General features: G+C 68.2%; 16 protein-coding genes and 2 pseudogenes. 17 read left to right on the top strand and 1 reads right to left on the bottom strand.

Annotated features, from left to right (window positions below; all coding sequences use genetic code 11):
• Positions 1 to 45 precede the first annotated feature (45 nt).
• The 6 genes from AZG88_RS33170 (at position 46) to AZG88_RS33145 (ending at position 6377) form a co-directional block, all read left to right on the top strand.
• Complete coding sequence (locus tag AZG88_RS33170) at positions 46 to 2673, top strand: bifunctional FO biosynthesis protein CofGH (protein WP_061700250.1); 2628 nt, start codon at positions 46 to 48, stop codon at positions 2671 to 2673.
• Positions 2670 to 3437, top strand: coding sequence for a hypothetical protein (locus tag AZG88_RS33165; RefSeq protein ID WP_005239183.1), 768 nt, complete (start codon positions 2670 to 2672; stop codon positions 3435 to 3437). Before AZG88_RS33170 ends, AZG88_RS33165 begins: the two co-directional genes overlap by 4 nt.
• A gap of 108 nt (positions 3438 to 3545) precedes the next feature.
• Positions 3546 to 3869 carry a ferredoxin gene (gene fdxA, locus AZG88_RS33160; RefSeq protein ID WP_005239185.1) on the top strand — a complete coding sequence of 108 codons (324 nt, stop codon included), beginning with the start codon at positions 3546 to 3548 and terminating at the stop codon, positions 3867 to 3869.
• 2 nt (positions 3870 to 3871) lie between these two features.
• A complete protein-coding gene (gene dapC, locus AZG88_RS33155; RefSeq protein ID WP_061700249.1) occupies positions 3872 to 4972 on the top strand; it encodes a succinyldiaminopimelate transaminase in 1101 nt (366 codons plus the stop codon).
• Positions 4973 to 5017: 45 nt separating this feature from the next.
• Positions 5018 to 5911, top strand: coding sequence for a hypothetical protein (locus tag AZG88_RS33150; RefSeq protein ID WP_061041568.1), 894 nt, complete (start codon positions 5018 to 5020; stop codon positions 5909 to 5911).
• A 52-nt stretch (positions 5912 to 5963) separates the two neighbouring features.
• A complete protein-coding gene (locus AZG88_RS33145; RefSeq protein WP_061041569.1) occupies positions 5964 to 6377 on the top strand; it encodes a PPOX class F420-dependent oxidoreductase in 414 nt (137 codons plus the stop codon).
• 6 nt (positions 6378 to 6383) lie between these two features.
• Here AZG88_RS33145 and AZG88_RS33140 read toward each other — a convergent pair whose 3' ends face one another.
• Complete coding sequence (locus AZG88_RS33140) at positions 6384 to 6974, bottom strand: hypothetical protein (RefSeq protein ID WP_061041570.1); 591 nt, start codon at positions 6972 to 6974, stop codon at positions 6384 to 6386.
• A gap of 156 nt (positions 6975 to 7130) precedes the next feature.
• Between AZG88_RS33140 and pruA the strand changes: the two genes are divergently transcribed.
• The 11 genes and pseudogenes from pruA to AZG88_RS55805 all read left to right on the top strand — a co-directional run.
• Positions 7131 to 8771 carry an L-glutamate gamma-semialdehyde dehydrogenase gene (pruA, locus tag AZG88_RS33135; protein ID WP_061041571.1) on the top strand — a complete coding sequence of 547 codons (1641 nt, stop codon included), beginning with the start codon at positions 7131 to 7133 and terminating at the stop codon, positions 8769 to 8771.
• Positions 8768 to 9745 (top strand): proline dehydrogenase family protein, encoded by a 978-nt coding sequence (locus AZG88_RS33130; RefSeq protein WP_005239198.1) that lies wholly within the window; start codon positions 8768 to 8770, stop codon positions 9743 to 9745. Before pruA ends, AZG88_RS33130 begins: the two co-directional genes overlap by 4 nt.
• Before the next feature lie 55 nt (positions 9746 to 9800).
• Positions 9801 to 10460 carry a rhomboid family intramembrane serine protease gene (locus AZG88_RS33125; protein WP_061700248.1) on the top strand — a complete coding sequence of 220 codons (660 nt, stop codon included), beginning with the start codon at positions 9801 to 9803 and terminating at the stop codon, positions 10458 to 10460.
• Between the two features lie 12 nt (positions 10461 to 10472).
• Positions 10473 to 11873, top strand: coding sequence for an acyl-CoA synthetase (locus AZG88_RS33120; protein ID WP_061700247.1), 1401 nt, complete (start codon positions 10473 to 10475; stop codon positions 11871 to 11873).
• 52 nt (positions 11874 to 11925) lie between these two features.
• Positions 11926 to 12966: an NADP-dependent oxidoreductase gene (locus AZG88_RS33115; protein WP_061700246.1), complete on the top strand. Its 1041-nt coding sequence runs from the start codon at positions 11926 to 11928 to the stop codon at positions 12964 to 12966.
• Positions 12967 to 13225: 259 nt separating this feature from the next.
• Positions 13226 to 14464, top strand: a complete 1239-nt coding sequence (locus AZG88_RS33110; RefSeq protein WP_061700335.1) for a PucR family transcriptional regulator — start codon at positions 13226 to 13228, stop codon at positions 14462 to 14464.
• 150 nt (positions 14465 to 14614) lie between these two features.
• Positions 14615 to 16261: a substrate-binding and VWA domain-containing protein gene (locus tag AZG88_RS33105; protein ID WP_061700245.1), complete on the top strand. Its 1647-nt coding sequence runs from the start codon at positions 14615 to 14617 to the stop codon at positions 16259 to 16261.
• Positions 16262 to 16369: 108 nt separating this feature from the next.
• Positions 16370 to 18727 (top strand): arylsulfatase, encoded by a 2358-nt coding sequence (locus AZG88_RS33100; RefSeq protein WP_061041578.1) that lies wholly within the window; start codon positions 16370 to 16372, stop codon positions 18725 to 18727.
• Between the two features lie 13 nt (positions 18728 to 18740).
• On the top strand, positions 18741 to 19679 hold the full coding sequence (locus AZG88_RS33095; RefSeq protein WP_005239215.1) for an HAD family hydrolase: 939 nt from the start codon (positions 18741 to 18743) through the stop codon (positions 19677 to 19679).
• 148 nt (positions 19680 to 19827) lie between these two features.
• Positions 19828 to 24186: pseudogene (locus AZG88_RS55810) on the top strand (amino acid adenylation domain-containing protein); the annotation flags it as partial.
• 151 nt (positions 24187 to 24337) lie between these two features.
• A pseudogene (locus AZG88_RS55805) lies at positions 24338 to 24652 on the top strand (condensation domain-containing protein); the annotation flags it as partial.

The raw sequence follows: 24652 nt of genomic DNA, 5'->3' as shown, positions 1-24652 counted from the left end.
GATCCGCACGGTTCGCGGGAGTCTGGGTGGCAGTGGTCGTCGTCGATGGCGCATGATCGCTGGGTGACCCATTCAGGTGAAGAATCCGGCCGGCCCACGATGCTTCCCATGCCCGGTGTTCCGGCACCAGCTCCGTCCGGCGCGTCTGCGCAGGAAGTGGCCCCCTCCGCCTCCGCGATGCGGCGGGTGCTGCGACGTGCCCGTGACGGCGCCACTCTGAACGTGGACGAGGCGACGACCCTGCTGCAGGCCCGCGGCGACGACCTGGCCGACCTGTGTTCGTCGGCGGCGAAGGTCCGGGACGCCGGGTTGCTGGCGGCGGGCAGACCCAAGGCTGTCACGTACTCGCGCAAGGTGTTCATTCCCCTGACGCGGTTGTGCCGGGACAAGTGCCACTACTGCACGTTCGTCACCGTGCCCGGCAAGTTGCGGGCCGAGGGGCGCGGCGCGTATCTGGAACCGGACGAGGTGCTGGAGATCGCCCGGCAGGGTGCCGAATTGGGCTGCAAGGAAGCCCTCTTCACACTGGGCGACCGTCCCGAGGATCGGTGGCCGGAGGCCAAGCAGTGGCTGGACGAGCGCGGCTACGATTCGACGCTCGACTACCTGCGTGCGATGTCGATCCGTGTCCTCGAGGAGACCGGGCTGCTGCCGCACCTGAACCCGGGTGTGATGAGCTGGGAGGAGATCTCCCGCCTCAAGCCGGTGGCCCCGTCGATGGGCATGATGCTCGAGACGACGTCCACCCGGTTGTTCACCGACAAGGGTGAGTGCCACTACGGCAGCCCCGACAAGGATCCGGCGGTGCGGTTGCGCACGCTCACCGACGCCGGACGGCTGAGTGTGCCGTTCACGACGGGCATTCTGGTGGGTATCGGCGAGACCGTCCGGGAACGGGCGGAATCGATCATGGCGATCCGCAAGTCGCACAAGGCGTTCGGGCACGTCCAGGAAGTGATCGTCCAGAACTTCCTCGCCAAGCCCGACACCGCGATGCGCGACACCCCGGACGCGGGCCTCGAGGAATTCCTCGCGACCATCGCCGTGTCCCGGTTGCTGCTCGGCCCCGGGATGCGCATCCAGTCGCCGCCCAACCTGGTGTCGAACACCGAGTGCCTGGCGTTGCTGGGTGCGGGTGTCGACGACTGGGGCGGCGTGTCGCCGCTGACCCCGGACCACGTGAACCCGGAGCGGCCGTGGCCGAACCTGGACACCCTGGCCGAGATCACGGCGGAGGCCGGGTTCGAGCTCACCGAGCGCACGGCGGCGCAGCCGCAGTTCGTGCTGGCCGGCTCGCCCTGGATCGATCCGCGGATCACCGGGCACGTGCAGGCCCTCGCGGACCCGCACACCGGGCTGGCCAAGCTCGACACGAGGCCGGTCGGGTTGCCGTGGCAGGAGCCGGACGAGTCCTGGGAGTCGACGGGCCGGGTGGATCTGAACACCGAGATCGACACCGACGGCCGCAACACCGAGACGCGCAGCGACCTCGGCAGCGCGTTCGGGGACTGGGAGACCGTCCGCGAGCAGGTGCTGGAGTTGAGCGGCCCGGTGCGGGTGGACACGGACGTCGTCGCGGCGCTGCGCAGCGCCGAACGTGATCCGGCGGGGCTGTCGGATGACGAGTACCTGGCGTTGGCGACGGCGGAGGGTCCGGGGCTCGAGGCGATGGTGGCGTTGGCGGATGCGCTCCGCAAGGACGCCGTCGGCGACGAGGTGACCTATGTGGTGAACCGGAACATCAACTTCACCAACATCTGCTACACCGGCTGCCGCTTCTGCGCGTTCGCGCAGCGCAAGGGCGACGCGGACGCGTTCACGCTGTCCACCGGCGAGGTCGCGGACCGGGCCTGGGAGGCGCACGTCGCGGGCGCGACGGAGGTCTGCATGCAGGGTGGCATCGACCCGGAGCTCCCGGTCACCGGGTACGCCGATCTGGTGCGCGCGGTGAAGGCGCGGGTGCCGTCGATGCATGTGCACGCGTTCTCCCCGATGGAGATCGTCAACGGCGCCTCCCGCGGTGGGCAGAGCATCCGGGACTGGTTGACGGAACTGCGCGAGGCGGGTCTCGACACCATTCCCGGCACGGCCGCGGAGATCCTCGACGACGAGGTGCGCTGGGTGCTCACCAAGGGGAAGCTGCCCACCGCCACCTGGATCGAGGTGGTGACCACGGCGCACGAGCTGGGTCTGCGGTCGAGTTCGACGATGATGTACGGGCACGTCGACAACCCGAAGCACTGGGTCGGGCATCTGCGGGTGCTGCGCGGAATCCAGGACAAGACAGGCGGATTCACCGAGTTCGTCCCCCTGCCGTTCGTGCATCAGAGTGCGCCACTGTATCTGGCGGGCGCGTCGCGTCCCGGTCCGACCAACCGTGACAACCGGGCCGTCCACGCCCTGGCTCGGATCATGCTGCACGGGCGGATCCCGAACATCCAGACCAGCTGGGTGAAGCTGGGGGTCACCGGTACCCAGGTGATGTTGCAGGGCGGCGCCAACGACCTCGGCGGCACCCTGATGGAGGAGACCATCTCCCGGATGGCGGGTTCGGAGCACGGATCCGAGAAGACCGTCGAGGAACTGCGGGCCATCGCCGAGGGAATCGGCCGCCCGGCACGCGAACGCACCACGACACACGCCCGACGCGAGGGAAGGACACCGGCCGCATGAGCGAGACGGACCGGCTGGGCGACGACCAGGTCGTCACCATCCTGGATCGTGCCGCACGGGGCATCAACCCCGTGCTCGATCTGGCTCTCACGGATCCGTTCGGAATCAAGAGCCGGACGTTCACCCCGACAGTGGAGGACCGGAGCGCCGCGGAGGCGCTGCTCGACGGTATCGCCTGGGTTCTCGACACCGTCCAGTTCCCGGGGACGGCGTCGTGGGAGAAGGCGAGCGACGACGAGCGGGCCCAGTGGTGGGTGACGCGGATCGGTGCCCTGAACACGATCGCGGTCGCATTCCCGGGCATCTTCGGTGTGCTGCTCAATCGGCTCCCGATCCAGGACGTGCTCGGGTTCGCGAATCAGGCCGTCGTGCTCGTCGCCGTCGCCCGGGAACACGGCGTGACGAACCGGTCCGACCAGGTGGACCTGCTGGCGTCCGTACTCTGCCGGCGTGAGACGGATGCGCCCGCGGTGCTCGCCGACACGGCGCGATCCGATTCCGCGGACAGCGAGTCGGTGTGGCTCCCGTTCGCGCTGATCGGAGCGCTGTGGCGCACCGCCCGCACGGTGCGCGCGCTCAGTGACGAACTCGACAAGCGTCCTGGGCCGGGCTCGACCTACTCTCTGCTGGGCAACATCCCGGTGGTCGGTGTGGTGGCCGGGTATCTCGGCGAACGGGGCGCGCTGGTGAGAGCCGCGAAACAGGGCGAGCAGTGGATCGCGTCCCGGGCGCCGCTGCCCGCGGCGGTACGCCGGGTCAGGTAACCCTCACCGCAGAGAGGTCCGCCGGGCAGGCGATAATAGTTTCTTCCGCGGGGTACAAGCGGCCCGTACCTCGTGCTTACTCGTGTCAGAAAGGCAGGGAGAGCGGCAGTGCCCTACACGATTGCTGAACCGTGCGTGGATGTGTTGGACAAGGCGTGTATCGAGGAATGCCCTGTCGACTGCATCTACGAGGGCGGACGGATGCTCTACATCCATCCGGACGAATGCGTGGACTGCGGCGCCTGTGAACCCGTCTGCCCCGTCGAGGCCATCTTCTACGAAGACGACGTCCCGGAGCAGTGGAACGGCTACATCGCCGCGAACGTCGACTTCTTCGACGACCTCGGTTCCCCCGGCGGCGCGGCGAAGCTGGGCAAGGTCGACTACGACCCGCCTTTCGTCAAGGCTCTGCCCCCCATGGGCGAGGACTAGATGTGCCTCGTATCCCGGTAGCACAAGCACTTCCCGACTTTCCGTGGGACTCGCTCGAGTCGGCGAAGGCGAAAGCCTTCGCCCACCCGGGTGGCATCGTCAACCTGTCGGTGGGGACCCCGGTCGATCCTGTCGCCCCGATTATCCAGGACGCGCTGACCGCGGTCGCCGCGGTCCCGGGATATCCGACGACGCACGGCACCGAGGAACTGCGTAATGCCGCGGTGGAGGCGCTGCGTCGCCGCTACGGAATCACCGGCATCGATCCGGCAGCGGTGCTGCCCGCGATCGGCACGAAGGAGCTCATCGCCTGGCTGCCACGCCTTCTCGGGCTCGGCGCCGACGACCTCGTCGTCATTCCCGAGCTGGCGTACCCGACCTACGAGGTCGGCGCGCTCCTCGCGGGTGCGCGGGTGATCCGGGCCGACGGTCTCAACCGGCTCGGCCCGGAGGGCGCGTCGCTGATCTTCGTGAACTCGCCGTCCAACCCCACCGGCAAGGTGCTCGGGCTCGAGCATCTGCGCAAGGTGGTCGACTGGGCGCGTCGCCGCGGCGCGATCGTGGCGTCCGACGAGTGCTACCTGGGATTGAGCTGGGAAGGCGAAGCCCTCTCGATTCTCGACGAGCGGGTGAACGACGGCGACCTCACCGGGCTCCTCGCGGTGCACTCACTGTCGAAGACCTCCAACCTCGCGAGTTACCGCGCGGGGTTCGTCACCGGTGATCCGGCGTTGGTGGCCGAACTTCTCGAGGTCCGCAAGCACGCGGGCATGATGGTTCCGTTGCCGATCCAGTCGGCGATGACCGCCGCGCTCAGCGACGACGACCACGAGAACGAGCAGCGTGAGCGGTACCGCCGTCGCCGCGACATCCTTCTCGCAGCCGTGCGCGGCGCCGGATTCACCGTCGACAACTCCGAAGCCGGGCTGTACCTGTGGGCGACGCGCGGCGAAGCCTGCCGGGACACCGTCGAGTGGTTCGCCGAGCGGGGCATTCTCGTGGCACCCGGGGAGTTCTACGGTCCCGGCGGCGGCACACACGTGCGCATCGCCCTCACGGCCAGCGACGAACGAATCGCGGCCGCGGCCGAACGACTGGTCTGACCCGAGTCGGCCCGAACTGGGCGGTCACGGTGAAAGTATTGGGCCGTGACCCTCGACGACGTCGCCGACGAACTGTACGGCCTCGACCCCGGTGAGTTCGTCGAGGCCCGCACCGCGCGGGTGACTGCGGCGCGGGACAACAAGGACCGCGCGCTGGCGACCGAGATCGGGAAGCTGCGGAAGCCGACGGTCGTCGGCTGGCTCGTCAATCTGCTCGCCCGCGAGCTACCCGACGAGGTCGACGCGCTCCTCACTCTCGGTGAAGCCCTCCGCGACGCGCAGCGACACCTGTCCGGCCCGGACCTTCGGCGGCTGAACACGCAACGGCAGCAGGTGGTGCGCGCGTTGGCGCGCAAGGCCGGTGAACTCGCCGCCGAGCGAGGCCGGACGGTCGGGGAGGACGCCCTGCGGGATGTCGGTCAGACGCTGCACGCCGCACTCGCCGACGCCGAGACCGCCGAACAGGTGCGGCGTGGCCGGGTGGTGACGGCGGCGAGTTACAGCGGATTCGGTCCGGCCGGACTCACCGTCGTCCAGGGAAAAGCCGCGACGAAGACCCCGAAGTCCGAACCCGCCACCACGCCCTCGGCCGAGAAGTCGGGGAGGAAGTCGAAGAAGAAGTCGGCGGAGCGCGACCACGACGCCGAACGGGCGGCGGCGGAGGCGGAACTGGCGGACGCCACGTCGAAGGCGGACGAGGTCCGCGGCGCGCTGGACGACGCGAACGCGGAGCTGGAGCAGGCGCGGTCGACGCTGACGGAGATCGACCACCGGATCGAGGAACTGCGCGCCGAACTCGAACATGCCGAGCAGGAGCGGCAGTTCACCCGGAACGCGGAGAAGGCGTCGGCGGAGGCGGTGCACCGGGGGGAGCGAGACCTCGACGCGGCGGAGCGGCGGGTCGAGGACGCCCGGCGCGCGGTCGACGATCTCGGCTGAGGACGTCCCGGATCCTTGACCTCGAGCGCCGTTCAGGTTCTAGCCTGGCGTCATGTCCTTCACCCAGCAGGAACTCGACTATCTGGCGTCACAACGACTGGGCCGGCTCGCGACGGTCCAGCCGAATGGAACCTTGCAGGTCAGTCCCGTCGGCTTTCACTACAACGCCGCCACGTCCACGATCGACATCCAGGGCTACAACATGGCGGCGAGCCGCAAGTTCCGCAACGTCGCCGGCAACGGGAAGGTGGCGTTCGTCGTGGACGACGTGCCGTCCGTCGACCCGTGGCGGGTGCGCTGCGTCGAAATCCGCGGGCGCGCCGAGGCACTCGACGCCGACGCGGCCCAGGCGAACGATCTCGGCGGACCGACCATTCGTATCCACCCCGAACGGATCATCAGTTTCGGACTCGGCGCTACCGACCAGGACGTCCATCAACTCGTGTCGAACGCACGCGACGTGTAAGGCGAACTACGCGACGTCCGGGCGGTAGCCGGCTGCGAGGACGGCGACGGTGGACGGCGGTGTCAGGACGGTGGCGGTGCCGGTCGGCCGGTTCGCCGGAGTCCCGTATCCTTCGGCCGACCACGGGACGACGGTGTCGTCGCGCACGACCGCGGGTCCGCCGTCGAACAGCGCGAAGGCGCCGTCGGGCAACGACGACCACGCGGCCTCGTGAGTGCGCTGGTGGGAATCGACCAGCCGTTCCCCGTGCAGCCGGGCGTCCATCTCGTCCGCGCCGGGCAGCCCGCCCCCGTGTGCCGACTGCCAGGCGACGCGAAAGTCGTTGTACCGCTCGCGTCGGCACAGGGCGCACGGCCGGTGCCCGGCGGCGAGGGCGACCGCCTCGTCGTGGAAGAACAGGACCGTGTAATGGCCCTCGCTCCACTGGGCGACGGTGCGGGCCGGGTAGTCGGTGACGCAGATGATCCACCGCTTGCCGGAATGGTTGCGCACGACGGTGTGCCCGCGGTGCAGGCAGCCCCGGTTCCCCATGAACCGGCCACGGAGTGGAATCGCGACGATCTCGGATCGGGGTGACACGCGATTCCGTTCGGCCATGTGCCGATGGTAGCCAGCCGACCCGCGCGTCAAAACCGGATGAGTACCCCCATCCGGCGCTAACCTGGGCTCAAGGGTTCCGCTCGGACGGGTCTCCCCGTCCGCCCGCGGTCCCGGTCACAGTTCCTCACGATCTGAGGGCAGGAGGCAGGCAGCATGGACGCCATCACCCAGGTTCCGGTGCCCACCAACGAGCCGGTCCACACGTACGCGCCGGGCAGTCCCGAACGTTCCCGAGTGCAATCGGCACTCACCGATATCGCCACCAATCCCGTCGACATCCCGCACGTGATCGGCGGCAGACACCGGCACGGCAACGGCGAGCGCGTCGACGTCGTGCAACCCCATCGGCACGCCGCCGTGCTCGGCACGCTGCGCAGCGCCACCCACGACGACGCGTCGGCGGCGGTCGAGGCGGCCACGGCCGCGGCACCGCACTGGCGGGCCCTCTCGTTCGACGACCGCGCCGCGGTCATCCTGCGCGCCGCCGACCTGCTGTCCGGGCCGTGGCGCGAGACGCTCGCCGCGGCGACGATGCTCGGCCAGTCGAAGTCGGTTCAGCAGGCGGAGATCGACGCGCCGTGCGAGCTGATCGACTTCTGGCGCTTCAACGTTCACTTCGCACGCCAGATCCTCGCCGACCAGCCGATCTCGTCACCGGGTGTGTGGAACCGGCTCGAATACCGTCCGCTCGAGGGGTTCGTCTACGCCATCACGCCGTTCAATTTCAGCGCGATCGCGGGGAACCTGCCGACCGCGCCCGCGTTGATGGGCAACACCGTGATCTGGAAGCCGTCGTCGACGCAGACCGTCGCCGCGTACTGGACCATCAAACTGCTCGAGGCGGCGGGAATGCCACCCGGCGTGATCAATCTGCTCACCGGCAGTGGGCAGGCGGTCTCGGAGGTGCTGCTGAGCGATCCCCACCTCGCGGGTATCCACTTCACCGGTTCGACCCGGACGTTCCAGCATCTGTGGAGCGAGGTGGGCGCGAACATCGGGAAGTACGCCGGCTACCCCCGGCTGGTGGGGGAGACCGGCGGGAAGGACTTCGTGGTCGCGCATGCGTCGGCCGACGAGGACGTGTTGCGGACGGCGCTGATCCGCGGTGCGTTCGAATACCAGGGCCAGAAGTGTTCGGCCGCTTCCCGTGCGTACGTCCCGAAGTCGCTGTGGCGGCGGATGCGGGACACGTTCACCGCGGAAGTCGACGCCCTCACCTACGGTGACGTGACGGATCTGGAGAATTTCGGTGGCGCCCTCATCGACCGGCGTGCGTACGACAAGAACGTCGCGGCCATCGAACGTGCCCGCAGCGCTGCCGGCCTCGAGATCGCCGTCGGCGGCAAGTACGACGACAGCGTCGGCTACTTCGTCCGCCCCACGGTGCTCCTCGCGGACGACCCGGCCGACGAGGCGATGACCACCGAGTACTTCGGTCCGATCCTGACGGTGCACGTGTACGACGACTCGGCGCCGAACGCGTTCGCCGACGTGCTCGCCAAGGTCGACTCGGCGGCCCCGTACGCGCTGACCGGTGCGGTGATCGCCGACGACCGCCAGGCCGTCGAGCAGGCAACGTCTGCTCTCCGGTTCACCGCCGGAAACTTCTACGTCAACGACAAGCCGACCGGTGCCGTCGTCGGGCAGCAGCCGTTCGGGGGCGCCCGTGCCTCGGGCACGAACGACAAGGCGGGGTCCAAGCTCAACCTGCTGCGGTGGGTGTCGGCCCGCACGATCAAGGAGACGTTCGTCCCGGCCACCGATTACCGTTATCCGCACATGGGGTCGGAATGAAAGCGCCCACGGTTCTGGCGAATCCGCTGCGCCCGGCGATCCTCGCGGCGGCCCGGTCGTCCCGCGTCGAACGGGCGGTCACGGGTGCCCCCGTCACGCGGAAACTCGTCGACCGCTTCATCGCCGGGGAGAGCCGGGAAGCGGTGCTGTCGTCGGTCCGGGAGATCCTCGATTCGGGCCGGTCGGTGTCGATCGACTTCCTCGGTGAGGACACGCGAGACGCGGCAGGAGCCCAGGCGACGGTCGACGAATATCTGGCGCTCGTCGCCGATCTCGGGGTGCTACCGGAAGCAGCGGAAGGGACTTCGGGTGTTCGCCGGCTCGAGGTGTCGGTGAAACTGTCGGCGCTCGGGCAGGCGCTCGCCGGCGACGGCCGCAGGATCGCCACCGACAACGCCCGCACGATCTGTGCCGCCGCGGAGGCGGCCGGGGTGTGGGTGACCGTGGACGCCGAAGACCACACGACCACCGATTCGACGCTGGCGATCGTGCGCGAACTCCGCAACGACTACCCCTGGCTCGGTGCGGTGGTGCAGTCGTACCTGCGACGCACCGAGGACGATTGCCGTGCCCTCGCCGGACAAGGTTCGAGGGTCCGGCTCTGCAAGGGCGCGTATCGGGAACCCGAGTCCGTGGCCTTCCAGGACCGCGCCGCCGTGGACGCGTCGTATCTGCGCTGCCTCGGGATCCTCATGGACGGATCCGGGTACCCGATGGTGGCCTCGCACGATCCCGCCGTCATCGACGCCGTCGCCCCGCTGGTCGGGCGCACCGGCCGCGCCGCGGACGCCTACGAGCACCAGATGCTGTTCGGGATCCGGGACGTCGAACAACGTCGGCTCGCCAACGAGGACAAGCAGGTTCGGGTGTACGTGCCGTACGGCAGTCAGTGGTACGCGTACTTCATGCGGCGACTGGCCGAGCGTCCCTCGAACCTGCGGTTCTTCCTGCGCTCGGTGGTCACGCGGGACTGAACGACGCGGGCCGCCGATCGGCTGCGGCGGGGAATCGCCGTTGTAAGGTTTCGCGGTGACGACTTCGGGCGGGGGATGGACCGGTGCGGTCCTCTACGCCGTCGTCATCGTGCTTGCCACGGTGCTCGCTTCGACCCGCATCGGCGAGGTCCGGCTCACTCGTCCGCCGCGCACCGCGGTGGTGCTGTGGTTGCTGATCGCCGTGCCGTCGCTGCTGCAGATCGTCGTCCCCGCAGTCCTCGACGCCCTCGAGCGTGACCCCACCCAGATCCGGGACCACCAGTGGTGGCGGATCGTCACCTCGGTTGCGGTGCAGGACGGGGGACTGGCCGGAACCGTGGTGAATCTGCTCGTTCTCGCCTGGGTGGCCCCGCTCGCGGTCCGGGTCTGGGGTGGAGCGCGGGCCGTACTGTTGTTCGTGGCGAGCCAGATCATCTTCGGCCTGTTCACCGCGTTCCTGTTCCCGTCGCCCGGCGCGGGCAACTCGGGTGCCACGCTCGCGCTGGCCGCGTCCCTCGCCGGCCTGGTGGTGATGCAGTCCAAGGAGTGGCGGGCACTCGCCGCAAGCGGCGGCATCGTCGTCGCCGGTGTCCTGCTGGTGGTCGTCGACGACGCCCACGGACTGGCTGTTCTGACCGGGGCGCTGCTGGGCGCGGCGCTGGCCACCGTCAGTCCGCCACCGGGAGACCCACCGGACCGCGTCCGGGCCCTGTGAGAAGCTGACCGTGTGCTGCTGCGATCTCTGAATCCTCTGGCCGTCGCCCAGGGCGACGACATTCCCGACGCCATCCGGATCGGCGACACCACCCTGTCGCGCGGCGACGTGCTCGGTGCGGCGACGTCCGTGGCCGAACGTGTGGCACGCGCGGATCGGGTCGCGATCCTCGCCACCCCCACCGTCACCACCGTCCTCGCCGTCGTGGGCTGCCTCATCGCCGGCGTGACCGCGGTGCCGGTGCCGCCCGATTCCGGCCCCGCCGAACTCGAGCACATCCTGCGCGATTCCGGCGCGCAGGCGTGGCTGGGTGAGGCGCCCGCGGACGCGGCGGGCCTGCCCGTCGTTCCGGTCCGCGTCCACGCCCGGTCGTGGCACAGCTACCCGGAACCGCCCGAGTCGGGCATCGCGTTCGTGCTCTACACCTCCGGCACCACGGGACCGCCCAAGGGAGTCCTGATCAGCAGGAAGGCCGTCGCCGCCGGTCTCGACGCCCTCGCGGACGCCTGGCAGTGGACCGGCAACGACACACTGGTACAGGGACTTCCACTGTTCCACGTCCACGGTCTCATCCTCGGTGTGCTGGGACCGTTGCGTATCGGCAGCCGTCTCGTCCACACGGTCAAGCCCACCCCGGCCGCCTACGCCGCGGCACGGGGGACGATGTATTTCGGTGTTCCCACGGTGTGGAGTCGCATCGCCGACGACCCCGAGTCGGCGCGCGCGCTGTCGGGTGCCCGACTGCTGGTGTCGGGCAGCGCCCCTTTGCCCGTGCCGGTGTTCGAGAAGCTGCACGAGCTGACCGGGCTCGCACCCATCGAGCGGTACGGCATGAGCGAGACGATGCTCACGCTCAGCACCCGGGCCGACGGCGAGCGTCGCCCGGGGTGGGTCGGTGTGCCGGTCCGCGGCGTCGAGACCCGGCTGCGCGACGAGCGCGGCGGCGACGTCCCCCACGACGGCGAATCCATCGGCGGTCTGCAGGTGCGCGGCCCGATGCTCTTCGACGGCTACTTGGGCCGGCCCGACGCGACGGCCGAATCGTTCACGGACGACGGCTTCTTCAAGACCGGCGACGTCGCCGTCATCGACCCGGAGGGGTTCCACCGCATCGTCGGCCGCGAATCCACGGACCTCATCAAGTCGGGCGGATTCCGGGTCGGGGCAGGAGAGGTGGAGACCTCCCTCCTCGGCCACCCGAGTGTGCGGGAAGCCGCGGTGGTCGGCCTTCCCGACCCGGACCTCGGTCAGCGGCTCGTGGCGTTCGTGGTGGGGGACGACGTGTCGGAATCCGAGCTGATCGAGCACGTGGCCACCGAACTGTCGGTGCACAAGCGGCCCCGCGAGATCCGTGTGGTCGAGTCGCTTCCACGGAACGCGATGGGCAAGGTGCAGAAAAAGCAGCTGTTCTGAAATCGGTAAGGTGGCGGGCGATACCGGCCCAACACGGATTGGCAGGCGCACAGTGAGTGTCGAGAGCATCGTTCAGAGCACCCGAATCGTCCTCGCCTCACGGCCGGACGGCGCGCCCACCGCCGACAACTTCCGGCTCGAGGCGGTGAACCTCCCCGAACCCGCCGACGGTCAGGTGCTGGTCCGCGTCATCTACCTGTCCCTCGACCCGTACATGCGCGGCCGGATGAGTGCCGCCGAGTCCTACGCCGACCCGGTCGAGATCGACGAGGTCATGGTCGGTGGCACCGTCGGGCAGGTGGTCGATTCGCGGCACTCGGATTTCGCAACCGGTGACTACGTTCTCGGGTATGCGGGCTGGCAGTCGCACGCCGTGGTCGACGGTAACCAGCTCCGCACGCTCGACCGCGACGCCGCGCCGCTGTCGACCGCCGTCGGAGTTCTCGGCATGCCGGGCTTCACCGCGTACTCCGGCCTGTTGAAGATCGGGCAACCGAAGGCGGGCGAGACGGTGGTCGTCGCGGCGGCCAGTGGTCCGGTCGGGTCGGCGGTGGGGCAGATCGCGAAACTGAAGGGCGCCCGGGCCGTCGGGATCGCGGGCGGACCGGAGAAGTGTGCCTACCTGCTGGACGAACTCGGATTCGCCGCCGCTGTCGACCACCGGTCCCCGAACTTCGCCGAGGAACTGCGCGCCGCGTGTCCCGACGGCATCGACGTGTACTTCGAGAACGTCGGCGGTGCGGTGGCCGCGGCAGTGCTGCCGCTGCTCAACCTGTATGCGCGAGTGCCCGTGTGCGGCCTGATCGCGCAGTACAACGACACGGAGGCCCCCGAGGGGCCGGATCGGCTGCCGGGGTTCTTCACCCGGGTGCTGGTCAAGAGTCTCACGATCCGCGGATTCATCCAGCGCGAGTTCGTCTCCGAGATGTACGCGGACTTCCAGCGTGATGTGTCCGGGTGGATCCGGGAGGGGCGATTCGCTTACCGCGAGGACATCGTCGACGGGCTCGAGAATGCGCCTGCGGCGTTCATCGGCCTCCTCCGCGGCAGCAACTTCGGCAAGATTGTGGTCCGGGTCGCCGAGGAGACCTGACAGACCCTCGTCTGTGGCACCTCACACCCGCGGGGAGGCCGGGAGGGCCCCGCTCCGCCCGGAGCCGATACTCGATCGGCGGTCGAAGCGCCGACGGACACGGGTCCGGACGACGGCCGTCCACGTGGGATCACCCGTATTCGCCCTGGACAGGGCGCTGTCGTGATACAACGGTGACAGAAGCGAACCCTCGTTATGTTTTCGTGATGTCGATGGTGCGGGAGTTCGGTGTCATCCACATATGGGAGTGATCAGATCTATGACGAATCATAGTTCGGGGCCGGGTTCGCAGATCCTCGTCGACGGCAGGCCGGCCTCGGCCCCGCTGCGCGACACGCTGACCGTCGCGCAGAAACTGGTCCGGCATTTCGCCGACAACGTGACCCCGTGCGGTTCGCTTCCCGGCGAACAACTGCAGAGCGACGTCATGGATTTCACGATCGTCTGCCTCGGCCTCGGTATCCAGATGCTCGACGAGGGCATCAGCCCGACGGACGAGGACCTCGCAGAGGTACGCAACAGTTCCGCGCGCTGGGCCCGCGAGGGATTCCCGTTGAAGCTCGTACTCCGCATCCTCCACGAAGGTATCCAGGAGGCCGGCGACCTCGTCGCCTCGAACGCCCGCGAGGAAGACCTGCCCGAACTCCTGGTCATCCAGAAGGTGATGTTCAGCCTCCTCGAGTGCGTGACCGTCGCCGCCACGACCAGTTACGTGGAGGAACTCGAAGCCGTCAACAGCGAACGTGACGGTGCCGCGGTCAATCTCGTCACGGCGCTGCTCAGCGGCAGAAAGGCGGCGACCGCCGCGCGGCACGCAGGCGTGGAGTTGGCCGACGAGTACGTGGTGCTGGGGCTGTCGATTCCGTCGCATCCCACGGAGGCCGTGACCCACCGGCGCAAAACCGTCGTCGCCCGGCAGAAGCTCCGCCGGTTGCAGATCGAGCTCGCGGACGCCGCGGGTGGTGCCGCCCTCTGTTCGCTGAGCCCGGACGGTGGAACGCTGTTGCTGCCCGGCTCACCCGAGCGGGCCTGGATGGTGTCCCTGCTCGACCGCATCGGAGCGGCCGCCGGAGTTCCGCTCACCGCCACGGCAACCCGGGTTCGCACTGCCGGTATCCCCGCGGCGGCGGACCAGGTCCACGAACTCCTCGACCTCGCCCATCAGCTGGCGCTGGAACCGGGCCTCTACGAGATGGACGATCTGGCGCTCGAATACCAGCTCACCCGGCCCGGACCGGGCAGAACCCACCTGGCGCGGATCCTCGAGCCGTTGCAGGGCTCACCCGAACTGATCGAGACGCTCGAGGTGCACATCGGCCACGATCTCAATCGGCAGCGCACCGCGAAGCAGATGCACCTTCACACCAATACGGTGGATTACCGGCTCAAGAGGGTGGCGCAGCTGACGGGCTGCGATCCGACCCGCCCGTCCGGGCTGCGGCAGATCCAGGCCGCGCTCGTCGCCCGCCGGCTCGAGGTCGCGCAACCCGAGCGCTGACTCGCTGGTCGCCCGGAGGCCGGGGTTGATACCGCCCCGTCACTAGCGCAGCATCGTACGCTGCACCGTTCGCTACGATGTGGGGCGGATCATATTCGGTCCGGGTGTGTCGGTGGTCGTCTCGTGACCGAAATGTTAGGGAGGCAGGCGATGGCCGGAGGGCGTCATTCGAGCGCGGGGCAGGAGCGCGACGGTCGCTCGCCCGGGTTCTACGCGGTGTGCGCCGCCGTCGTGATCGGACTCGTGGCCTCCGTTGTCGTCGTCGTTCAGGCGGTGCGCTCCTGGGCCGACGACTGCGATCAGGTCGCCGACTACACCCTCGCCGCCGACCCGAGCATCGTGCCCGCTCTGAGCAGCATTCTCGGCGAAGCGAAAGACACCGACCTGGGCTGCGCGAACGTCGCCGTCAGCGGCGCGACGTCCGGCGACATCGCGGGACGGCTCGGCAAGGGAACCGACGCCCCGGATCTCTGGATCCCCGACACCGGCGCCTGGGTGGGCAAGGCGGCACTCACCGCAGCCGGTCCCGTCGAGGTGATGACGGGTTCGATCGCATCGTCACCCGTCGTCCTGGCGTCCCGCGAGGCGGACGCCCCCACGTCGCCGACGTGGCTCGCCGCGCTCCAGATCAACGACATCCAGCTGGGCAACCCCCTCGTGACCGGCGTCGCGCAGGCTCCGATCAACGCGGCACTCGCCGAGGGCCAGGCCGATCCCGTGTCCGCGGGGACGGTGCGGGCGGCGCTGGTCCCGCTCGCGCAGGAGGAGAGTGCACGCACCGTGGACGAGCCCGTCGGCGAGGAGATGCTGCAGGGCGTCGTCGACAACGGTGGAGTCGCCGTGGCCACCGAACAGTCCGTGCTCGACTTCTCCGACGGTGACGGCGCCCGCACGCTCACCGCGACGGTGCCCCCGACGGGCAGCAACTTCATGAACTTCCCGCTCGTCGTCACGTCGCCGGCCCCCGACCGGCACTACAAGGCCACCCAGGTGGCACGTGCCGTCGCCGCTGTTCTCGGTGGCGCCGAGGCCCGCGCGGTACTCGCGGAGAACGGATTCCGCGGACCCGACGGGAGTCCACTGGCCGACGGCCGCGGTGTCGGCAGGGTCACCAAGCTCGCGCTCGAGGACGAGTCGGCACTACAGGACGCCCTCGGCGGGTGGGCGTTGATGGCGTTACCCATTCGCACGCTCGTCGCGATCGACGTGTCGGGGTCGATGGAGACCCCCGCAGGCAACCGGTCGCGCATGGATCTCACGGTCGATGCCGCACTCGCCGGCAATGCGATGTTCCCGGACAGCGTGTCGGCAGGCCTGTGGGCGTTCTCGCAGGGGCTGGGCGGGGGACCGCAGGACTACAAGGAGATGGTCCCGATCCGGCGCTACGACACGGTGGTCGACGGTGTCACGCAACGCCAGTTGATGGCGCAGCAGGCGACGAAGGTCGAAGGGCTCATCGGCGGTGGCACCGGGCTGTACGACACGACGCTCGCCGCGTTCCGGACGGTGCAGGAGACGTACGATCCGCGCGCCGTGAACAGTGTGATCATCCTGACCGACGGTGCCAACGAGGACCCGGACTCCATCACCAGGGACCAGCTGATGAGCATCCTGGAGCGGGAGATGGATCCGGCACGCCCCGTCATCATCGTGACGATCGGCATCACCGACGACGCCGACGCGGCCACGCTTGCCGAGATCTCGCGGGTGACCGGAGGGTCGAGCTACGTCGCGAAGGATCCCGCCGACATCGCGAACGTGTTCGTCAACGCGCTGGCGGCCCGCGGTCGGAGCTAGGGGAATTCCGTTCCGGCACAGTCGGACATTTCGAGCACACCCCTAGCCATTCACCTGCCGACAGTGCTTGGGTGGAAGTCAGGGGTGGACCCATTCGAGGAGCTCGTCATGGCCAAGCCGTTCAGAGGTGTCGTCAACCTGGATATTCGTGACTCGGTCCCGGACTGGGGACCGTACGAGCAGCCGAAGGCACCGTCCGGCGCACCGAACGTGCTGTACATCGTCCTCGACGACGTCGGGTTCGGCGCCCTGGGCTGTTACGGCGGGCCGATCGAGACGCCGAACATCGACAAGATCGCCGACAACGGGCTCCGCTACACCCAGTGGCACACCACTGCCCTGTGTTCGCCGACCCGGTCCTGCCTGCTGACCGGCCGCAATCACACCACCAACGGGATGGCCTGCATCAGCGAATGCGCGGTCGGCTTCCCCGGCGCGAACGGGCACATTCCGCCGGAGTGCGCGACCCTCGCCGAGGTCCTGGTCGAGCAGGGATTCAGCACGGCGATGGTCGGCAAGTGGCACCTGTGCGCCGAGGACGAGATGAACCTCGCCTCCACCAAACGCAACTGGCCCGTCGGCCGCGGCTTCGACCGCTTCTACGGCTTCCTCGGCGCGGAGACCAACCAGTGGTACCCGGACCTCGTCCACGACAACCACCCCGTGCAGCAACCGGCTACCCCGGAGCAGGGCTACCACCTCAGCGTCGACATCACCGACAAGGCCATCGAGTACCTCGACGACGTCAAGGCGATCGCCCCCGACCGGCCGGTGTTCCTGTACTACGCACCCGGCTGCGCGCACGCACCGCACCAGGTGCCCCGGGAATGGGCCGACCGTTACCGGGGCCGGTTCGACGACGGCTACGAGGCGCTGCGCGAGCAGACCCTGGCCCGGCAGAAGGAGATGGGCCTGGTCCCGCAGGACACCGAACTGCCCCCGGTGAACCCGATCGGGACCCCCGACACCCGCACCGGACCCGACGGGCAACCGTTCCCGCCGCTCGACTTCACCCGACCCTGGGACGCCCTCTCCGCCGACGAGAAGCGGCTCTTCGCCCGGATGGCCGAGGTGTACGCGGGGTTCCTGTCGCACTGCGACGACCAGATCGGGCGCCTGATGGCCTACCTCGAGGACACCGAACAGCTCGAGAACACCATCGTCATGCTGGTCTCCGACAACGGCGCCAGCGGTGAGGGCGGCCCGGACGGTTCGGTCAACGAGAACAAGGTCGCCAACGGCGTGCCGGACGATCTGGCCGAGAACCTGAAGATGCTCGACGAGCTCGGCAGCACCAAAACCTACAACCACTACCCGAACGGGTGGGCGATGGCGTTCAACACCCCGTTCAAGATGTGGAAGAGGTATTCGTACAACGGCGGCACCAGCGACCCGTGCATCATCTCCTGGCCCGCCGGAATCGCCGCCCGCGGCGAGACCCGCGACCAATACCACCACGCCATCGATCTCGTCCCGACCGTCCTGGACTGCCTCGGGCTCGAACTGCCCGACACCGTCAGGGGCCACACCCAGCACCCGCTGCAGGGGGTGAGCATGCGGTACAGCTTCGACGCGGCCACCATCCCGACGGCCAAGCACACCCAGTTCTACTCGATGCTCGGCACCCGAGGCATCTGGCACGACGGCTGGCAGGCCGTCACCACCCACCCGGCGATCAGCGGCTGGGCCCGGTTCCCCGACGACACCTGGGAGCTCTACCACACCCAGATCGACCGCGCCGAGCTGCACGACCTCGCCGCCGAGGAGCCCGGGCGGCTGGCCGAGCTGATCGGGCTGTGGTTCCACGAGGCCGGCGCCAACCAGGCGCTGCCCCTCGACGACCGCTCGGCGGTCGAGATCCTCACCACCGCGCGCCCCCAGCTCGCGCCGCCGCGCAACCGCTACGTCTACCGCGCGGGCGGTGCCGAGGTCCCCGAGTCGGTCGCGGTCAACATTCGCAACCGCTCCTACTCGATCGGTGCACTGGTCGATCTCCCCGAACCCGGGGCATCGGGGGTGCTGTTCGCGCACGGCAGCCGCTTCGGTGGGCACGCCCTGTACGTCAAGGACAACCGCCTGCGTTACGAGTACAACTTCCTCGGCAGCGAGGAACAGCGGATCGTCGCCACCGAGGACCTGCCGACCGGCGAGAACCTGCTCCTGGCCGCCTCGTTCGACAAGGACGGTGAGGATCCGCCCGGCATCGCCCACGGGGTGCTGACCCTGTACTACGGGGACCGGAAGGTCGGCGAGGGCCGGATCCGAACTCAGCCCGGCAAGTTCAGCATCGCCGGGGAGGGTCTCACCGCCGGCCGCGACACCGGGGAACCCGTCACCGACGACTACCCCGGCACCGCCCCGTGGGCGTTCACCGGCGGCACCCTGAACCGGGTGGCCGTCGACGTCAGCGGCGAACCCTACGTCGACCTCGAACGCGAAGCCGCCGCCATGCTCTCGCGTGAGTGAGAGCGGAAACGCCATGACGGAGCCCCTTCCGAGCTGGCGTGAGCGTGCCGGCAAGGCGGCCGTCCTGGAATTCGTCGGGCGTGTGACGGCGGAGGACGTTCCCGTGGAGGAGCGGATCGCGGTCTTCGACAACGACGGCACACTGTGGTGTGAGAAGCCGATGCCCATCCAGCTCGACTTCATCCTGCGCCGCCTCGTCGTCATGGCCGAGCACGATCAGGAACTTCGCACCCGTCAGCCCTGGCAGGCCGCCTACACGCGCGACTACGACTGGCTCAACGCCGTCATCACCGATCACTACCGCGGCGACGACAGCGGGGTGACGGTGCTCGCCGTCGGGGTGCTGGCCGCGTTCGCCGACGTGACCGTCGAGGAGTTCGAGGCCGGGGCGGACCAGTTCCTGCGCACCGCCCGGCATCCCACCCTCGACCGGGACTACCTGGCGTGCAGCTATGCACCGATGGTGGAGTTGCTCGCGTACCTGGCCGTCAACGGATTCCGCAACTACATCGTCTCCGGCGGCGGCCGCGATTTCATGCGGCCGATCAGTCACGACGTGTACGGCATTCCGCGGCAGAGGGTCATCGGTAGCGGGGTGTCGCTGATCTGGAAGCACGACGGCGTCAGGGGCGCGATCGTCCGCAGAGCCGAGGCCGACGTCCTCGACGACGGACCCGAGAAGCCGGTGCAGATTTGGAACCGGGTCGGCAGACGGCCCCTCCTGGCGGCGGGAAACAGCAACGGGGACATCCCGATGCTGCAATTCGCGGAGCAACCGGACCGGCCGTCGTTGCGGCTGCTGCTGCGCCACGACGACGCCGCCCGCGAATTCGACTACGTCGCGGGCGCCGAGCAGGCACTCGAACTGGCCGACGCCAACCGCTGGACCGTGGTGAGTATCGAAAAAGACTGGGCAACGGTGTTCCCATCGCTTCCTGACCAGGTCGGATGAGTCCTGTCACGGCCATGGGATCTGCCTACGCGCGGTGGTTGCGGCGGTGAGGAATCGACAGTTGAGGACACCGCGGCGGCGTAAACTTGTCGGGACAGATCGCTGTCGCCACCTGGCGAATCCCTACCGCCGTTCGTGAGGGCACATCATGGTCGCGATGGACTCGTTGCGGGTTTCGTCCGCCCAGGAGGCGCTCTGGCTGGCGCAGAAGTTGGCGCCCGGCCTGTCGAACAATATTGCGGCCTATCTCGACATTTCCGGCGACATCGACCCTTCGGTGATGAAAGCCGCGCTGCGGCGAGTGGCGGACGAGGCTCGCTCGGTACTGGTGAATTTCGTCGAGGACGAGGATGGCCCCCGCCAGGTCGTGCGGGACTCGAAGTCGTGGAAGCCGTTCTTCATCGATGTCAGTGCGGAAGCAGACCCCGAATCGGCGGCGAAAGCGTCGATGTCAGAGGTCGGCGCCGTACCCTTCGATCTCGAACGGGATGCGCTGTATCGAGCAGGCTTGATCAAGGTTCACGGCACGCGATACTTCCTGTGCGCCGTGTGCCACCACATCGTGATGGACGGGTTCGGCGTCGCGATTCTTGCCCGTCGAATCGGTGAAATCTACACAGCGCTGCAGACCGGAAGACCGATTCCTGAATCCGGATTCGGTGGACCGGAGTTGATCGTCGACGAAGATGCCCGCTATCGGCGGTCCGACCGATTCACTCGCGACAAGGAGTTCTGGCGGAACTACACCGCTGCCTTGCCCGAACCACTTCGCCTGCCGCGGCATCCGAGTTCGCCGGTTCCCGTGACTGTGCATCACAGCCTGACGGTGTCGGACGACGAGACCGCGCAATTGCTGACGGCGGCAGAGTCGATCGGGATACCGATGCCGGGCTTCCTGGCGGCAGCGGTAGCCGGACTCTTCCATCGCCTCTCGGGGATGTCGGAGTTCATGATGCGATTGGCCGTCGCCAATCGGGTCGGGGCCGCACGACGCACACCGGGGTTGGTGTCGAATGCGGTGCCGTTCCGGGTGGAGATCCCACCGCGGGCGCTTTTCGCCGCCGTCGCACACGACGTGGGTACCGAGATTCGTGCCATCTTGCGTCATTCCCGTTATCAGGGCTCCGATGTCAGGAGAGACAGAGGACTGTCCGGATCCGTGGAGAATCGTTTCGGTCCGATTCTGAATATCATTCCGTTCTTCGATTCGATCGATTTTGCAGGCAATCCGGCATCCATGCGCGGCGTGTCGTTCGGCCCCGTGGACGACCTCTCGGTTTCGATCTACTACGGCGGTCGGGGCAGTGCCGGAATGAACGTCGAGATCGACGCGAACGGCGCGCTGTACAGCGGTGAGGATGTGCGGCTATATGCAGATCTGCTGATGGCGTTCGTCCGTGCGGTCGTCGCCGACCCGGAAGGCCGGATAGAGGAACATGACTTCCTCCGACCCGCCGAACGCGAACTGGTTCTGCGTACCTGGAACGACACGACGGTACCGGTACCCCGGGCCACGATTCCCGACCTGGTCGAACAGCGGGCCGCCGCGACACCCGACGCGGTGGCACTCACTCTCGGCGATCGGCACTGGACATATCGAGACGTGAATGGTCGAGCGAATCGGTTGGCGCGGTACCTCATCGCTCGCGGTGTGGGCCCGGAATCCCTCGTGGCAGTCGCGATGCAACGGTCCTCCGAGTTGATCGTCGCGCTCCTCGCGACTCTCAAGACCGGCGGCGGGTATCTCCCGATCGATCCGAACTATCCCAGCGCGCGAACCGCTTTCATTCTCACCGATGCCGCACCGCTCCTGCTTCTGACCGACACCGCGACCGCGGCATCTTTGCCGGACAACGACATTCCCTGTCTCGTGTTGGACCTGGACGACGCCGACACCGACGGCATGTCAGCGGTGATCAACCCCGTCGACGATGACCGGATCGCCCCGCTGAGTCCGGGCAATACCGCGTACGTCATGTATACGTCCGGTTCGACCGGCACCCCGAAAGGGGTCGTCATCAGCCACCGCAACGTGGTGTCGTTGTTCGCCGGAACCGATCGGTGGTGCGGTTTCGGAGGCGGGGACGTGTGGGCGTGGTGTCATTCGCAGGCCTTCGACTTCTCGGTGTGGGAGTTGTGGGGGGCATTGATGCACGGCGGGCGGGCCGTGATCGTGCCCTGGGAAGTGGTGCGCTCGCCCGCCGAGTTGTGGAATCTGGTGCGGCGGGAGCAGGTGACGATCCTCAATCAGACCCCGTCCGCGTTCTACGAGTTCGCAGATGCCGAACGAGAGGACCATTCCCCGGGGCCTGATTCGGTACTGCGAATGGTGGTGTTCGGCGGAGAGGCATTGGACCCGGGCCGGCTACGCGGTTGGTTCCCGGGCGAACGTTCGAACAGTCCGATTCTGGTGAACATGTATGGCATCACCGAAACCACTGTGCACGTGAGCTATCTGGAGTTGACCGCACGCGCCGGGGACGGCGGTCGAAGCCCGATCGGGATTCCTATCGGTAACACGCGGGTCTTCGTGTTGGGGTCGGGATTGGTGCCGGTGCCGATCGGTGCGGCGGGGGAGTTGTATGTCGCAGGGTTCGGGGTGGGCCGAGGATATGTGGGTAGGGCCGGGTTGACGGCGGAACGGTTCGTAGCGTGCCCGTTCGGAGAACCCGGTTCGCGAATGTATCGCTCCGGCGACGTGGTGCGGTGGACGTCCGACGGCATGCTCGATTTCATCGGACGCGTGGACGAGCAGGTGAAGGTGCGGGGATTCCGGGTCGAGCCGGGGGAGGTCGAGACGGCTCTGATGTCACATCCCGCGGTGACGCAGGCGGCGGTGATCGCCCGCGAGCCCCCTTCCGGCGCCGATCGTGCGGACGGGGACACCGGAACCGACACGCAGCTGGTGGGGTATGTGGTGCTCGACAGGGGCGTCTCGCTCGTCCGTGACAGAGCACGGGAGGCCGAGCTGGTGTCGCAGTGGCGGCGGGTATACGACGACCTGTATTCCGGGGACGCGTCCCATGCCGGTGAGCAGCTCGACCCGACGGAGTTCGGAGAGGATTTCGGGGGGTGGAACAGTAGCTATACCGGGAAGCCCATCGCCCTCGAGCACATGAGGGAATGGCGCGCGGCGACCGTGGCTCGGATTCGCGAGCTCGGACCGGCTCGGGTGTTGGAGATCGGGGTCGGAACAGGACTGCTGCTCTCACAGTTGGCGCCGCACTGCGAAGAGTATTGGGGCACGGACTTTTCCGCTCCCACGATCGACGCCTTGCGATCTCGGTTGGCGGAGCGGCAGGACCCCTGGGTCGAGCGGGTGCACCTGCGGGTCCAGGCCGCCGACGACCTCGGGGGTGTGCCGCACGGTGTTTTCGACACCGTGGTGTTGAACTCGGTCGTGCAGTACTTCCCGAACGCGGGGTATCTGATCGACGTGATCGGCACGGCACTGCGATTGCTCCGTCCCGGGGGCGCGCTGTTCCTCGGAGACGTCCGGAATCTCGCGTTGCTCCGGGAATTCGCGACTGGCGTGCAGATCGCCCACGCGGATGCCGACACGACTGCCATGGTGCTTCGCGATCGGGTGCGCCGGGGCATTGCCGCCGAGCAGGAGTTGCTGCTCGCGCCCGAGTTCTTCACAGCATTGCCGACGCTGATCCCCGACATCGGCGGAGTCGACATTCAACTCGAGCGCGTCCGGGCGGTCAACGAATTAAGCTGTTACAGATACGAAGTCGTGCTGCGCAAGAAGCCGGCGAAGACCCGGTCGCTGGCTGATGTGCCGTCGACGTCGTGGCAGCGATTCGGCGATCCCACCGTCTTGCGGCAGTTCCTGACGGGCCGGCGTCCGGACCGTGTGCGGGTGATCGGTGTGCCGCACGCGGGGTTGGCGCCCGACGTCGATGCCACACACGCGCTCGACGACGCCGCTGACCGCGATCACGTCTCCGCCCGGCGTGACGCGGACCGTCGAACGGACGCGATGTTGCCGCAGGACTGTCACGACATCGGTGAGGAGCTGGGGTTCGCGGTGTCGGTGACCTGGTCACCGACACCGGGCCTGATGGACGTGATATTCACTGACATCACCACCCGGCCGCACGAGAATACGCAGGCATCGGTCGCGGTATCCGATGTCTATCTGCCCGACGGTCCACTCGGCGACATGACCGAGTACGTCAACGACCCCGGTGCAAGCAGGCTGTCGTCCGAGGTTCGGCGCTTCGTGGCCGGACGACTGCCGGAGTTCATGGTGCCCGCGGCGGTGGTGGTGCTGGATCGGTTACCGTTGACCGTGAACGGCAAGCTCGACCGGAAAGCGTTGCCGGCACCGGAATTCATCGGTGGCGTGTTTCGGGCCCCGCGGTCACCGGTGGAGGAGACTCTCGCGTCGCTCTACGGTGACGTGCTCGGTGTTCCGCGGGTGGGGATCGACGACAGTTTCTTCGACCTGGGCGGGCATTCTCTGTCCGCGACGCGGTTGGTGGGTTTGATCCGCAACGCGCTGGGCGTGGAGGTGCCGATCCGGGTGGTGTTCGAATCCCCGTCGGTCGCGGAGTTGGCGCCCCGGCTGGGGGAGGCCGCGGTGGCGCGGGTGCCGTTGCTCCCGCGGGCGCGGCCCCATCGGGTGCCGTTGTCGTTCGCGCAGGCTTCCGGTGGCAGTGCGGTTGACCGGCGCCCTCGACATCGAGGCGGTGGTCGCGGCGGTCGGGGATGTGGTGGCCCGGCACGAGAGCCTGCGGACGGTGTTCGGGGAGGACGAAGGGGTGCCGTTCCAGCGGATCCTGCCCGCGGAGGAAGTCCCGATTCCGGTGCACGCGGAGAAGATCGATCAGGCGCGGTCGAGGCAGGCCGTTGCGGAGGCGGCGGGATATCGGTTCGATCTGTCCGGCGAGATTCCCATTCGAGCAACACTGTTGGAATGTGGTTCCCGAGAGCACATCCTGGTATTGGTGCTGCACCATATCGCG

Origin of the sequence: Rhodococcus sp. LB1 (assembly GCF_001583455.1) — a bacterium.
In the GTDB taxonomy this organism is placed as follows: Bacteria; Actinomycetota; Actinomycetes; order Mycobacteriales; family Mycobacteriaceae; genus Rhodococcus_F; species Rhodococcus_F opacus.
Note: the sequence above shows the minus strand (reverse complement) of the source record. Positions and strands in the feature narration are given on the sequence as shown.

Coding starts and splice junctions, on each gene's coding strand:
- AZG88_RS33140 (WP_061041570.1), bottom strand. CDS start 6,974: ATGGCCGAACGGAATCGCGTGTCACCCCGATCCGAGATCGTCGCGATT.
- AZG88_RS33105 (WP_061700245.1), top strand. CDS start 14,615: ATGGCCGGAGGGCGTCATTCGAGCGCGGGGCAGGAGCGCGACGGTCGC.
- AZG88_RS33170 (WP_061700250.1), top strand. CDS start 46: ATGGCGCATGATCGCTGGGTGACCCATTCAGGTGAAGAATCCGGCCGG.
- AZG88_RS33130 (WP_005239198.1), top strand. CDS start 8,768: ATGAAAGCGCCCACGGTTCTGGCGAATCCGCTGCGCCCGGCGATCCTC.
- AZG88_RS33095 (WP_005239215.1), top strand. CDS start 18,741: ATGACGGAGCCCCTTCCGAGCTGGCGTGAGCGTGCCGGCAAGGCGGCC.
- AZG88_RS33100 (WP_061041578.1), top strand. CDS start 16,370: ATGGCCAAGCCGTTCAGAGGTGTCGTCAACCTGGATATTCGTGACTCG.
- AZG88_RS33110 (WP_061700335.1), top strand. CDS start 13,226: ATGACGAATCATAGTTCGGGGCCGGGTTCGCAGATCCTCGTCGACGGC.
- AZG88_RS33145 (WP_061041569.1), top strand. CDS start 5,964: ATGTCCTTCACCCAGCAGGAACTCGACTATCTGGCGTCACAACGACTG.
- AZG88_RS33165 (WP_005239183.1), top strand. CDS start 2,670: ATGAGCGAGACGGACCGGCTGGGCGACGACCAGGTCGTCACCATCCTG.
- pruA (WP_061041571.1), top strand. CDS start 7,131: ATGGACGCCATCACCCAGGTTCCGGTGCCCACCAACGAGCCGGTCCAC.